Annotated in this window: 12 protein-coding genes; 6 read left to right on the plus strand and 6 right to left on the minus strand. The window is 64.2% G+C overall.

Annotated elements, in window-relative coordinates; all coding sequences use genetic code 11:
• The first annotated feature begins 128 nt into the window (after positions 1–128).
• Complete coding sequence (locus M2427_RS18260; RefSeq protein WP_280707895.1) at positions 129–6,422, plus strand: HAMP domain-containing protein; 6,294 nt, start codon at positions 129–131, stop codon at positions 6,420–6,422.
• Between the two features lie 13 nt (positions 6,423–6,435).
• The gene (locus tag M2427_RS18265) at positions 6,436–7,929 is read left to right on the plus strand and encodes an HWE histidine kinase domain-containing protein (protein ID WP_280707896.1); all 1,494 of its coding nucleotides are present in this window, start codon (positions 6,436–6,438) and stop codon (positions 7,927–7,929) included.
• Here M2427_RS18265 and M2427_RS18270 read toward each other — a convergent pair.
• On the minus strand, positions 7,926–8,147 hold the full coding sequence (locus M2427_RS18270) for a hypothetical protein (RefSeq protein WP_280707897.1): 222 nt from the start codon (positions 8,145–8,147) through the stop codon (positions 7,926–7,928). The genes M2427_RS18265 and M2427_RS18270 overlap by 4 nt on opposite strands.
• Positions 8,148–8,342: 195 nt before the next feature.
• On the opposite strand from M2427_RS18270, the gene M2427_RS18275 reads away from it, so the two are divergent.
• Together M2427_RS18275 and M2427_RS18280 are read left to right on the plus strand one after the other, a co-directional pair.
• Positions 8,343–8,546, plus strand: coding sequence for a hypothetical protein (locus M2427_RS18275; RefSeq protein WP_280707898.1), 204 nt, complete (start codon positions 8,343–8,345; stop codon positions 8,544–8,546).
• A 95-nt stretch (positions 8,547–8,641) separates the two neighbouring features.
• Complete coding sequence (locus M2427_RS18280) at positions 8,642–8,893, plus strand: hypothetical protein (RefSeq protein ID WP_280707899.1); 252 nt, start codon at positions 8,642–8,644, stop codon at positions 8,891–8,893.
• Positions 8,894–8,958: 65 nt separating this feature from the next.
• Here the strand turns inward: M2427_RS18280 and M2427_RS18285 are convergent, their stop codons facing one another.
• The 3 genes from M2427_RS18285 to M2427_RS18295 form a co-directional block, all read right to left on the minus strand.
• Positions 8,959–9,159, minus strand: coding sequence for a hypothetical protein (locus tag M2427_RS18285; RefSeq protein ID WP_280707900.1), 201 nt, complete (start codon positions 9,157–9,159; stop codon positions 8,959–8,961).
• A 166-nt stretch (positions 9,160–9,325) separates the two neighbouring features.
• Entirely contained in the window at positions 9,326–9,505 is a 180-nt protein-coding gene (locus M2427_RS18290; protein ID WP_280707901.1) for a hypothetical protein, read from the minus strand.
• Between the two features lie 33 nt (positions 9,506–9,538).
• Positions 9,539–9,760, minus strand: coding sequence for a hypothetical protein (locus M2427_RS18295; protein WP_280707902.1), 222 nt, complete (start codon positions 9,758–9,760; stop codon positions 9,539–9,541).
• A 115-nt stretch (positions 9,761–9,875) separates the two neighbouring features.
• Between M2427_RS18295 and M2427_RS18300 the strand changes: the two genes are divergently transcribed.
• Entirely contained in the window at positions 9,876–10,070 is a 195-nt protein-coding gene (locus tag M2427_RS18300; RefSeq protein WP_280707903.1) for a DUF3072 domain-containing protein, read from the plus strand.
• Positions 10,071–10,154: 84 nt separating this feature from the next.
• Positions 10,155–10,418, plus strand: a complete 264-nt coding sequence (locus tag M2427_RS18305; protein ID WP_280707904.1) for a DUF6496 domain-containing protein — start codon at positions 10,155–10,157, stop codon at positions 10,416–10,418.
• Positions 10,419–10,430: 12 nt separating this feature from the next.
• Here the strand turns inward: M2427_RS18305 and M2427_RS18310 are convergent, their stop codons facing one another.
• Positions 10,431–10,793 (minus strand): hypothetical protein, encoded by a 363-nt coding sequence (locus tag M2427_RS18310; RefSeq protein ID WP_280708047.1) that lies wholly within the window; start codon positions 10,791–10,793, stop codon positions 10,431–10,433.
• A gap of 274 nt (positions 10,794–11,067) precedes the next feature.
• On the minus strand, positions 11,068–12,615 hold the full coding sequence (locus tag M2427_RS18315) for a Do family serine endopeptidase (protein WP_280707905.1): 1,548 nt from the start codon (positions 12,613–12,615) through the stop codon (positions 11,068–11,070).
• Positions 12,616–12,682 lie beyond the last annotated feature (67 nt).

The raw sequence follows: 12,682 nt of genomic DNA on the forward strand, positions 1-12,682 counted from the left end.
GCTGAGCAGAGCAGGTTCCATTTTCACGCGTCGCGACCTTGGCGCTTGATTTGCGATTCAGCTGACGGTCTAGTTCGATCAACGCGCTTCGCTTTTGGATCCGGCGAGGTGCCTGCGGGGGAATCAGTATGAGCGACCTCGATCCCGGAACTGCGTCGCGCTCCGGTCGTCGCGTCCCAAAGCCAAAAATCAACGGTACGTCGGAGCCGGACTCCCGGCAGGAGCTGCTGCTCGCGCTACAAGCCATGCGCAGCGGCGATTTCTCCGCTCGCATGAGCGGCGAGTATCTCGGCATCGACGGCAAGATTGCCGACACCTTCAATGAAATCATCGCAGCCAACCAGCGCATGGCGCAGCAGCTCGAGCTGGTCGGCGAAGTCGTTGGCCGCGAGGGCCGCACCAAGCAGCGCGTGCGGTTTGGCCTCGCCTCCGGCTCGTGGGCCGACATGGAAGGCTCCGTCAACACACTGATCGACGATCTGTTGTGGCCGACCCGCGAAGTGACCCGGGCGGTCGCGGCCGTGGCGCAGGGCGACCTGCTGCAGACCGTCAAGCTCGACGTCGACGGCCGCCCGCTGCGCGGCGAATTCCTGCAATCGGCGACCATCGTCAACACGATGATCAAGCAACTCAGCGTGTTCACCTCCGAGGTGACGCGCGTCGCGCGCGAGGTCGGAACCGAGGGCAAGCTCGGCGGCCAGGCTCAGGTGCCCGAAGTGACCGGCGTCTGGAAAGACCTGACCGAGAGCGTCAACTCGATGGCGAACAACCTGACCAACCAGGTTCGCAACATCGCCGAGGTGACGATCGCGGTCGCCAACGGCGACTTGTCCAAGAAGATCACCGTCGACGTCCGCGGCGAGATCCTTCAGCTCAAGGAAGCCATCAACACGATGGTGGACCAGCTCCGCTCGTTCGCCTCCGAAGTGACGCGCGTCGCGCGCGAGGTCGGCACCGACGGCAAGCTCGGCGGCCAGGCCATCGTGCCCGGCGTCGCCGGCACCTGGAAGGATCTGACGGACTCCGTCAACGCCATGTGCGGAAATCTCACCGCGCAGGTCCGCAACATCGCCAACGTGACGACCGCCGTCGCGCGCGGCGACCTCTCGCGCAAAATCACGGTGGACGTGCGCGGCGAGATCCTGGAGCTGAAGGACACCATCAACACCATGGTGGACCAGCTGAACTCCTTTGCGTCCGAAGTGACGCGCGTCGCGCGCGAGGTCGGCACGGAAGGCAAGCTCGGCGGTCAGGCCCAGGTGCCCGGTGTGGCCGGCACCTGGAAGGACCTCACCGACAACGTCAACTTCATGGCTTCGAACCTCACCGCGCAGGTCCGGAACATCGCCGACGTCGCCACCGCCATCGCCGGCGGCGATCTGTCGAAGAAGATCACCGTGAACGTGTCGGGCGAGATCCTTCAGCTGAAGGAAACGCTCAACACCTGCGTGGACCAGCTCAATGCGTTCGCCGGCGAAGTCACGCGCGTCGCGCGCGAGGTCGGCACGGAAGGCCGGCTCGGCGGCCAGGCCAACGTGCTCGGCGTCGCCGGCACCTGGAAGGATCTGACGGAGAGCGTCAACTCGATGGCGTCGAACCTGACCGCGCAGGTTCGCAACATCGCCGAAGTGACGACGGCGGTCGCCGGCGGCGACCTCTCCAAGAAGATCACCGTGGACACGCGCGGCGAAATCCTGGAGCTGAAGGACACCATCAATACCATGGTGGACCAGCTCAACGCCTTCGCCGGCGAAGTCACGCGCGTGGCGCGCGAGGTCGGCACCGAAGGCAAGCTCGGCGGCCAGGCCGTCGTGCGCGGCGTCGGCGGCACGTGGAAGGATTTGACGGACTCGGTCAACTCGATGGCCTCGAACCTGACCGGCCAGGTCCGCAACATCGCCGAAGTCGCGACCGCAGTCGCCAAGGGCGATCTGTCGAAGAAGATCACCGTGAACGTGTCGGGCGAGATCCTTCAGCTGAAGGAAACGCTCAACACCATGGTGGACCAGCTCAACGCCTTCGCCGGCGAAGTCACGCGCGTGGCGCGCGAAGTCGGCACAGACGGCAAGCTCGGCGGCCAGGCCGACGTGCCCGGCGTCGCCGGCACCTGGAAGGATCTGACGGACTCCGTCAACTCGATGGCGGGCAACCTCACCGCCCAGGTTCGTAACATCGCCGAGGTCGCGACCGCGATTGCCGGCGGCGACCTCTCGCGCAAGATCACGGTGGACGTGCGCGGCGAAATCCTTCAGCTGAAGGACACGCTCAACACCATGGTCGACCAGCTCAACCGCTTCGCGGGCGAGGTGACGCGCGTGGCGCGCGAAGTCGGCACCGAAGGCCGGCTCGGCGGCCAGGCCAACGTGCCCGGCGTTGCCGGCACCTGGAAGGATTTGACGGACTCCGTCAACTCGATGGCGGGCAACCTCACCGCCCAGGTCCGCAACATCGCCGAGGTGACCACCGCCGTGGCGCGCGGCGACTTGTCGCGTAAGATCACCGTGGACGTGAAGGGCGAAATCCTCGAGCTCAAGAACACCATCAACACCATGGTGGACCAGCTCAATGCCTTCGCCGGTGAAGTGACGCGCGTCGCCCGCGAGGTCGGCACCGAGGGCAAGCTCGGCGGACAGGCCGAAGTGTCCGGCGTTGCCGGCACCTGGAAGGATCTCACCGACAACGTCAACTTCATGGCCTCGAATCTGACGGCCCAGGTCCGCAACATCGCCGAGGTCGCTACCGCGATCGCCGGCGGCGATTTGTCAAAGAAGATCACGGTGGACGTGCGCGGCGAGATCCTGCTGCTGAAAGACACCCTGAACACGATGGTGGAGCAGCTCCGCTCCTTCGCGGCCGAAGTGACGCGCGTCGCCCGCGAGGTCGGCACCGAGGGCCGGCTCGGCGGTCAGGCCGTGGTGCCCGGCGTCGGCGGTACCTGGAAGGACCTCACCGACAACGTCAACCTGCTCGCTGCAAACCTCACCACACAGGTCCGCAACATCGCCGAAGTCACCACGGCCGTCGCGCGCGGCGACTTGTCGCGCAAGATCACCGTGGACGTGAAGGGCGAAATCCTCGAGCTGAAAAACACCATCAACACAATGGTGGACCAGCTCAATGCTTTCGCCGGCGAAGTCACCCGCGTCGCGCGCGAGGTCGGCACCGAAGGCGAGCTCGGCGGTCAGGCCCAGGTGCCAGGCGTCGCCGGCACCTGGAAGGATCTCACCGACACCGTCAACTTCATGGCGGCGAACTTGACCGAGCAGGTCCGCGGCATCGTCAAGGTGGTGACCGCTGTCGCGAACGGCGACCTCAAGCAGAACCTCACCGTGAAATCGAAGGGCGAGGTCGCCGCGCTCGCCGACACCATCAACAACATGACCGAAACGCTCGCGACCTTCGCCGACCAGGTGTCGTCGGTGGCGCGCGAGGTCGGCGTCGAAGGCCGATTGGGTGGTCAGGCCGACGTGCCGGGCGCGGCCGGCACCTGGAAGGACCTCACCGGCAACGTCAACCTTCTGGCGGCGAACCTCACCTCGCAGGTGCGCGCGATCGCGGAAGTGGCGACCGCCGTGACCAAGGGCGACCTGACGCCGTCGATCCAGGTCGACGCCCGCGGCGAGCTCGCCGAGCTGAAAGACAACATCAACACCATGATCACCAACCTCCGTCTCACGACGGAGCTGAACACCGAGCAGGACTGGCTCAAGACCAACCTCGCCAAATTCACCAACATGCTGCAGGGCCAGCGCGATCTCACCACCGTCGGCCGGTTGCTGCTGACCGAACTGTCCCCGCTGGTGAACGCGCACACCGGCGTGATCTACCAGGTCGAGAACGAGGACAATCCGCAACTCCTGCTGCTCGCCTCCTATGCCGGCGACGGCGTCTACCCGTATCAGCGCGTGCTGCAATTCGGCGAGGGCCTGATCGGCCAGTGCGCACTCGACCGCCGCCCGCGCGTGGTCGCCGACATTCCCGCCGATGTAGTGCCGATCAACTCGGCGCTGCTGCGCGTCGCACCGAAGAATCTCGTGGTGCTGCCGGTGCTGTTCGAGGGCCAGGTCAAGGCGGTGATCGAGCTTGCCTCACTCACCTCGTTCACGACCTCGCAGATGACGTTTCTGGAGCAGCTCACCGATTCCATCGGCATCGTGCTGAACTCGATCGAAGCGACGATGCAGACCGAAGGCCTGCTCAAGCAGTCGCAGCAGCTTGCCGGCGAGCTGCAGACGCAACAGCGCGAACTGCAGCAGACCAACGACCAGCTCGAGCAGAAGGCGCAGCAGCTCGCCGAACGTAACGTCGAGGTCGAGCGCAAGAACCAGGAAATCGAGCAGGCCCGCCGCGCGCTCGAGGAGAAGGCGACCGAGCTCGCGCTGACCTCGAAGTACAAGTCGGAATTCCTGGCCAATATGAGCCACGAGCTGCGCACGCCGCTGAATTCGATCCTGATCCTGGGGCAGCAGCTCACCGACAATCCGGACGGCAATCTCTCCGCCAAGCAGGTCGAATTCGCCCGCACCATCCACGGCGCCGGCACCGATCTGCTGAACCTCATCAGCGACATTCTCGATCTCTCCAAGATCGAGTCCGGCACGGTGACGGTCGATGCCGAGGAAATCCTCACCGCGAACCTGCTCGAGACGGTCGGACGGCCGTTCCGGCATGAGGCCGAGAACCGCAACCTGTCGTTCAAGATCGACGTCGATCCGAACCTCGCACGCAGCATCGTCACCGACTCCAAGCGCCTGCAGCAGGTGCTGAAGAACCTGCTCTCCAACGCCTTCAAGTTCACCGGCGAAGGCGAAGTACGGCTGAAGGTCGCCGGTGCACTCGGCGGCTGGGGCACGGATCATCCGGTGCTGAACTCGGCGCCGGCCGTGATCGCCTTCGAGGTATCGGATACCGGCATCGGCATTCCCGTGGAGAAGCAGAAGCTGATCTTCGAGGCCTTCCAGCAGGCGGACGCCGGCACCAGCCGCAAATATGGCGGCACTGGCCTCGGCCTTGCCATCAGTCGCGAGCTCGCGAGCCTGCTCGGCGGCGAAATCCACCTGCGCAGTGCTCCCGGCAAAGGCTCGACCTTCACGCTGTATCTGCCGCTGAAATATTCCGGCCCGACGCTGGCGCCGCGCGCTACGCCTTCGCAGCAACACAACCAGCCGCCGGCACTCCAGCCGGCCGCGACCGCGCCCGAGCGCGTCACCGAGCAGCTGCCGGACGACCGGCTCAACCTCGAGCCCGGCGACAGCATCCTGCTGATCGTCGAGGACGATCCGCATTATGCGCGGATCCTGGTCGACCTCGCGCGTGACAAGGGTTTCAAGGTCCTGGTCGCCGCGCGCGGCGCGGAAGCGCTCGAACTCGCCAAACAGTATCAGCCGAGGGCCGTGTCGCTCGACGTGTTCCTGCCTGACATGCTCGGCTGGACGGTGCTGAGCCAACTCAAGCACAACCCGCTGACGCGCCACATCCCGGTGCAGATCATCACGCTCGACGAGGACCGCCAGCATGCGCTGGCGCGCGGTGCCTTCTCGTTCGTCAACAAACCGACGACGACCGAGGGCGTCGCCGCCGCGCTGACGCAGATCAAGGAGTATGCAAGACCGCGGCGCAAGCGGCTGCTGATCGTCGAGGACAACGAGGCCGAGCAGCTGTCGATCCGCGAGCTGCTGCATCACGACGACATCGAGATCGTGACCACCGACACGGGCGCCGGCGCGCTCTCGACATTGCGCGAAGCCCCCTGTGATTGCGTGGTGCTCGATCTCAGGCTGCCCGACATGAGCGGCTTCGAGGTGCTGGATCAAATCCGTCGCGACGACGCGCTGTCAAACATCCCCGTGGTGGTGTTCACCGGCCGCGAGCTCTCGGCCGAGGAGGATGCGGAACTTCACACCATGGCGCGGAGCATCGTGGTCAAGGGCGTGGAATCGCCGGAACGCCTGCTCGACGAGACCGCATTGTTCCTGCACCGCGTGATCACGGAACTGCCGGTCGAGAAGCAGCGCATGCTGGAGAAGCTGAACAGTTCCGATGAGGATCTGATCGGCAAGACTGCGCTGCTCGTCGACGACGACGCCCGCAACATCTTCGCGCTATCGAGCGTGCTGGAACGTCGCGGCATGAAGGTGCTGACGGCGACCACGGGCCGCGAGGCGGTGACACTGGTTGAATCCAACCCGGAGATCGCCATCGTGCTGATGGACATCATGATGCCGCAGATGGATGGCTATCAGACCATCGGCGTGATCCGGGAGAACCCGGCCTTCCTGCGCCTGCCGATCATCGCGCTGACGGCGAAGGCGATGAAGGGCGACCGCGAGAAATGCCTGGAGGCAGGCGCCTCGGATTATCTCGCAAAGCCCGTCAATACCGATCAATTGCTGCTTGCAATCCGCATGTGGCTGCATCGCTGAGTAGGATCCGCGAATGGACCATGAGAAGGTCAACATTCTCCTCGTCGACGACCAGCCAGCCAAGCTGCTCGCCTACGAAGTGATCCTGAAGGAACTCGGCGAAAACCTCGTGATCGCCTCGTCCGGCCGCGAGGCGCTGGAGGTGCTGCTCAAGACCGAGATCGCGGTGATCCTGGTCGACGTCTGCATGCCCGAGCTCGACGGTTTCGAGCTCGCCGCCATGATCCGCGAGCACCCGCGCTTCCAGAAGACCGCGATGATCTTCATCTCGGCCATTCAGGTCAGCGACATCGACCGCCTGCGCGGCTACGAGATGGGCGCGGTCGACTATGTGCCGGTGCCCGTCATACCGGAAGTGTTGCGCGCCAAGGTCAAGGTGTTTGCCGAGCTGTATCGCAAGACGCGCGAGCTCGAGCGGCTCAACCAGGATCTCGAGGACCGCGTGCGTGCCCGCACGGCCGAGCTCGAAAATTCCACCGCGAAACTGCGCGAGAGCGAAGAACGGCGCAGCATGGCGATCGCGGCCGGCAAAATGGGATCCTGGGATTGGGACTGGGTCAACGGCGACTGGATGTGGGACGAAGGCCAGTACCGCATCTTCGGCGTGACGCCGGAGACGTTCAACGTCACCTCGGCCAGCGTCCAGGCGCTGTTGCATCCCGATGACGTCGATCAATTCAGCCGGGCGATTGCCGCGTTCAACACCGGTACGCACGCCTACGAAGGAGAGTTTCGCGTCAAGCGGCCCGACGGCGAGGTGCGCTGGTGCGTCGGCACGGCGGCCGCAACGCTGGACTCGAGCGGTCGCGTCGTGCGGGTGAGCGGCGTGACCGTCGACATCACCGAACGCAAGCGCGCCGAGGAGCGGCAAAACCTCCTGGCGCGCGAGGTCGATCATCGGGCCAAGAACGCCCTGGCACTGGCGCAATCGATCGTGCGCCTCACCCGTGCCGACGAGGTCAAGGCTTACGTCAGTGCCGTCGAGGGCCGTATCAATGCGCTCGCCCGCGTGCACACTATCCTGTCGCTGTCGAGCTGGCAGGGCGCCGAGCTCACCAAGCTGATCGCGGAAGAGCTGGCACCCTACTCGCTCGGCGGCCAGATCAAGCTTGCGGGTCCCGAAGTGCAGTTGCTGCCAGCGATCGCGCAGACGCTGGCGCTGGCGCTCCACGAGCTCTTCACCAATTCGGCCAAGTATGGCGCGCTCTCGACGCGGTCGGGACGGCTCATGATCGGCTGGCAGGCCGAGAACGATCTCCTCACCTTGACATGGGACGAGACCGGAGGGCCGTTGGTCAGGACGCCCAAATCGCGCGGCTTCGGCACCAGGAGCCTGCTCGCGAGCGTCGAATCCCAACTCGGCGGGCAGGCCCAATTCGATTGGCGCCCGGAGGGCCTGTTGTGCCGTCTCGAGGTCCCGTTGACACGCAAGAGCGCAGCGACATCGGCAGCGCTGGACAAGTTCGAGGCCAGTACCTCACCCGAACTGCAGCGCGCGTCGGGTTAGCGCGACGCGGCAAGTTTCAGTGGCGGCATCGGCCGCGGCTCGTCGGCGACACGTCCTTCGAGCCAGGCTTCCGTTTGCGCGAGATCTCGCAACGCCCTCGCGTAGCGGCGGGCGGCACTGCGTTCCGCTCCACGCGGCAGCTTGCGCGCCTTGCGCAACATGTCGGCCGCCGCGTTGCGGTAGGCCAGCGAGCGATAGAGAAAGACCACCTTGCCCATATCTGATGTTCCCGTGTTGATGGCCGTCATCCTCGCAAGACCGGCATGAACGTCGGATGAAGCGGATGATGACGAATCCTTCATTCCCGATGGAACCGGCGATCAAGGCCCGCGTTTGCATGCCAAAGGAGCCCCGGTTCCATGCGCGCAAAAAAGTCACCAAGCCTGATCTCTTGCGCCGGACTCATCAAGCTGATGACAAACGCAATGATGGGCGCAGCACTTGGTCTCTCGTTCACGCTCGCACTCATTCTGGCCAATCCTGCGGTGGCAGAGTTGCTGAAAGACGGCGGAAGCGGGACCATCTTCGTCTTTGTCGTGACGATGGTGACGACTTTCTCCATCGGTGCAACGCTGACCGGCGCCGTGCTCATTCTCAACGAGGACAGGGAATCCTGACGCGCGCGTGAAGCGCGTCCTCCGATTTGTTCGGAACTCCTGCGGCGAATGGCGGTTGGCTGCCTGCGTCAATTCAACTCAGGGAGTTCCCCCATATGAAGACGACCAAGCTCGCTCTCGCCGTGATGTTGGCAACAGGCCTCGCCGCCGCGCCGTTCGCCGCGCAGGCCAAGTCGCACAAGGCCAAACATGAATCGGCGACATCATCGTCGCAGACGACGGGGGCCAACATGAAATCCAAGAGCAGCGATACCACGGGCCAAGGTACGGGCCAGGGCAGCTCCGCTCCCGGCTCCGACCAGAGCGGCACCATGTCCAACAAGAGCGCACCGAGCAACACCAAGTAGCAGGCGCGCGACGACCGAGGCCCCGCGACAGCGGGGCCTTTTTAGTTGCATGACCGAACATACACTCAAGGCCACATGGTGGGCGCGTGGGTCAGCGCATCGCGGCCCGCGCGCTTCAAATCCTCGACCGAACATGGCCCAGATCGGGCGAGGTCATTCAGTTTCGCGGAAACGCGCTCGCGCGTCGTCGTATCCGAGAGAGGAATTTCCGCGCAGACTTCATCGAACACCGCCTGCAGCAGGGCGGTCATTTCGGCATCCGGCATGGACGAGCTCCGGCATGTCGCGTTGCGCGACCGCTTTAGCTGCGTCGGATGTCAGTGATGTTAAGGCGGGGACTAAAGCGCGATGAGATTAGGATGAATAGTCATCGCGCTTTAGGTTATTGTTTGAGCATGATCTTTTCAGAAAACCGCTGCGCACTTTTCCGGATCATGCTCTAGCAGAGCCCGCCTTCACAAGATGGTCCAGCTGCGCCCGCTTGCGCGCGATCAGCAGCTGGGCCGCCGCATCGTCGAGGCCCTCACGCTGCAATTGCCTGATCGCAGAGCCCAATTCGAGGATCTCGGCGCGCAGCTTCAGGATCCGGTAGGTGTCCGGGTCTTCCTCCACCGCCTGCCTCCATCCGATGTGCGCGACGTCGTTTCAGCGACGGGCCGCCCCACGTACCGGCTTGATCTCGCCCTTCAGCGAACGAGCGCGCACCCGGTCACGGATGTCGGGCAGGACATCGCAGCCACCCGCCGCCTTCCATTCGCTGATCAGCAGATTGATTTTCCGGCGCAGATCCATCTGCGCCTGGGCTTTCTCGGTGCAGTCGCGGTCGCGATTGACGAGATCGCGCACAGCCGCCTCGACATCGGCCATCTCCAGCCTCAAGGCGCTGATTTTACGTCGGATTTCATTAATTCTGTTGTCCATGGCTTGTTAGAACAAAATAAGAACATATAGTCAAGTCACGAATTCAGGACGGAGGGGTCAGATGCAGGTTCAAGGTAAATACGACGCCAAGGTCTTTCTCATGGAGCAGATGACGCGGGCGCAGGGGCTGCGGCTGAAACGGCTGAGCGAAGAGGCTTATCAGCCCACGCAATACGATCGCGGCCTGTCCTTTGCCGAAGCCGCGCGCCGCATCCAGGTGCTGGAGGCGGAGATCGAGCTCGCAAACTCCTTCTGAGCCAGCGACTGGCGCATTTGGAACGTTGCGTCGGCGCTCCTGTTCTCTTGCCAGGTTCTCTTGCCAAGCCAAGGGAGAGAGTTGATGGCACGTAAGGCAAAAAAGCGCCGTTATTCGCGCAGCGCCGGCAGCGATGTCGAGCGCGAGATGCGGCGTTACAAGAAGGGCACCGCGAAAAGCGGACCTGGCGGTCGCGGCGGACGCGTGAAGAGCCGCAAGCAGGCGATCGCAATCGGCCTGTCCGAAGCGCGCGCGAAAGGCAAGAAGGTGCCGAAGAAGGCATCGAAGCGAAAGACGACCGGGAAGACCAGCAAGACAAGCGCGAAGCGCAAATCCGCCAGGCGGTGACGCCGACTGCCGTCAGATCATGCTGCCGGGCATGAAGCAGCGGATCGAAACGCCAAACACCGTCTTGACCGGCCAGACCATGGTTCGGCCGGCCCGGTTTGGCTCGGTGATCACGGCTTCGTCGGGGACATCGACCCACTCTCCGTCGAGCCGCACCCGGTAATGACCATTGTGCGAGTCCCAATCAGGATCGGCCACGGCCACGCCGTCGGCATCCGAGCAGCACGGACCCAGATGGCTCCGCAAACCGTCGAACCAGGGTTTGAGCGGCGAATCCTTGAAGCGGCCGTCATCGCGCCCCAGGGCGCTTCCGGTCGACAGAATGAGAGGCGCGACAAGCAGCGCACATCTCAGCGAGAGCCTCAATCGATCCATGTCGGCACCGATCAATGCGAACCACCGGCCGGTTCCACAAAGCGGCCGGACGTCCGAAGTTCCACTCCAGCAATTTGCTTCGGCGCCGTCATTGCCGCCAAAGCTCAACACGCGATTCCAAAGTCTGGTCAGCGAACGCGGCATTTTCGGACGAATTCGTCACTCTTGCTGCCGTTAACGAGAATGTTATCGGCGGCCTGTGGGTATCTCGCAATCGCGCACGAAAAAGGCGGCCCGCAGGCCGCCTTTTGAATTTGCCGTCGAGGCCGAGAGATCAGGCGAGCGGCACCGCGACGAAGCGGGTTGCGTCTGCGCTCTTCACCTGCAGCAGCACGCTGTTCTTGCCTGACGATTTGGCCTGCGCCAGCTCGGAGCGGACGTCACTGATGTTGGCGACGGCCTTGCCGCCGACATTGAGGATGACGTCGCCGGTCTGGATGCCGCGCTGCGCTGCCGGTCCCTGCGGATCGACCTCGGTGACCACGACGCCCTTCTGGCCGGCGCCCTGGACTTCACTGGCCGGCGCCAGGCTGAGGCCGAGGCGCGGCGTGCCGGGGGCCTGCTGCGTCTTGCCGTCACCCGACTGATCGCCTCCTTTGGCTTGCCGCTCGTTCGGCAGTTCGCCGAGCGCCAGCGTCACCGTCTTGCCGTCGCCCTTGTGGACGATTTCGAGCTTCACGGACGTGCCCGGCGCCAGCCCTGCGATGGTGCGGGCGAGATCGCGGGAGTCCTTGATCGCGGTGCCATTGACGGCGGTGATGACGTCACCGGCCTCGATGCCGGCCTTCGCCGCCGGGCTGCCATCCTGCGGGTTGTCGACGATCGCGCCGCGCGCTGCCTTCAGGCCGAGGCTGTCGGCGATCTCCGCCGTCACCGGCTGCACCTGCACGCCGAGCCAGCCGCGGGTGACGGCCCCCTTGTCCTTGAGCTGGGCGACGACGAGCTTTGCGGTCGAAGAGGGAATGTCGAAACCGATGCCGACCGAGCCTCCGGAGGGCGAGTAGATCGCGGTGTTCACGCCGATCACATTGCCATTCATGTCGAACGCAGGTCCGCCGGAGTTGCCCTTGTTGATCGGCGCGTCGATCTGGATGAAGTCGTCATAGGGACCGTTGCCGATGTCGCGGCCGCTGGCCGAGACAATGCCGGCCGTGACGGTGCCGCCGAGGCCGAACGGATTGCCGACCGCGACCACCCAGTCACCGATCCGCGGCTTCTGGTCGGAGAACTTCACGAACGGAAAATCCTTCTTGCCGTCGACCTTGATCAGCGCGAGATCGGTCTTCGGATCGGTGCCGACCACCTTTGCGGTGTAGATCGTTCCGTCATCCATGGTCACCTGCACGGACTCGGCGTGGTCGACGACATGGTTGTTGGTGACGGCATAGCCGTCGGCCGAAATGAAGAAGCCGGAGCCCTCGCCCGTGATCATCTGGTGGCGCTGGCGCGGCATGCCGTTCATGCCGCCCGGGACGCGGGAACCGAACTGCCGCGAGAACTGGTCGGACGGAGAATCCTCGTCCTGATCCATCCGGTTCTGCTGCAGCATCGCGCTCTTGTCGTTGTCCTGGTCGATCTTCACGCGCACCGAGATGACGGCCGGCTTGACCTTGCTGACGAGGTCGCCGAAGCCCGGCGGCGTTGCGGTGGTTTCCGCGGCCTGCGCCGGCGAAATCAGGGAGCTCACACTGAGGGGCATTGAAGCGGGAGACGCAGCCAGCACGGCCACGCCAAGCGCAGCCACAGTGCCAAGCAGCGCAAGCCGGCGCGGCTTCAGAATGGTACGAGTCGTGGTGGTGTCGGAATTGACGCGATCGATCATGTCGAAATGTCCATGTTGGGGTAAGTCGCCTTGCACCCAACATGGACATCGTCACCTTACGGCACCC

Origin of the sequence: Bradyrhizobium sp. BR13661, from assembly GCF_029892425.1 — a bacterium.
Lineage (GTDB): Bacteria > Pseudomonadota > Alphaproteobacteria > Rhizobiales > Xanthobacteraceae > Bradyrhizobium.

Bases quoted from the DNA above. Each gene is read 5' to 3' on its own strand.
- M2427_RS18260 (WP_280707895.1), top strand. From the start codon at position 129: ATGAGCGACCTCGATCCCGGAACTGCGTCGCGCTCCGGTCGTCGCGTC.
- M2427_RS18275 (WP_280707898.1), top strand. From the start codon at position 8,343: ATGACAAACGCAATGATGGGCGCAGCACTTGGTCTCTCGTTCACGCTC.
- M2427_RS18310 (WP_280708047.1), bottom strand. From the start codon at position 10,793: ATGGATCGATTGAGGCTCTCGCTGAGATGTGCGCTGCTTGTCGCGCCT.
- M2427_RS18270 (WP_280707897.1), bottom strand. From the start codon at position 8,147: ATGGGCAAGGTGGTCTTTCTCTATCGCTCGCTGGCCTACCGCAACGCG.
- M2427_RS18295 (WP_280707902.1), bottom strand. From the start codon at position 9,760: ATGGCCGATGTCGAGGCGGCTGTGCGCGATCTCGTCAATCGCGACCGC.
- M2427_RS18315 (WP_280707905.1), bottom strand. From the start codon at position 12,615: ATGATCGATCGCGTCAATTCCGACACCACCACGACTCGTACCATTCTG.
- M2427_RS18265 (WP_280707896.1), top strand. From the start codon at position 6,436: ATGGACCATGAGAAGGTCAACATTCTCCTCGTCGACGACCAGCCAGCC.
- M2427_RS18285 (WP_280707900.1), bottom strand. From the start codon at position 9,159: ATGCCGGATGCCGAAATGACCGCCCTGCTGCAGGCGGTGTTCGATGAA.
- M2427_RS18305 (WP_280707904.1), top strand. From the start codon at position 10,155: ATGGCACGTAAGGCAAAAAAGCGCCGTTATTCGCGCAGCGCCGGCAGC.
- M2427_RS18300 (WP_280707903.1), top strand. From the start codon at position 9,876: ATGCAGGTTCAAGGTAAATACGACGCCAAGGTCTTTCTCATGGAGCAG.
- M2427_RS18280 (WP_280707899.1), top strand. From the start codon at position 8,642: ATGAAGACGACCAAGCTCGCTCTCGCCGTGATGTTGGCAACAGGCCTC.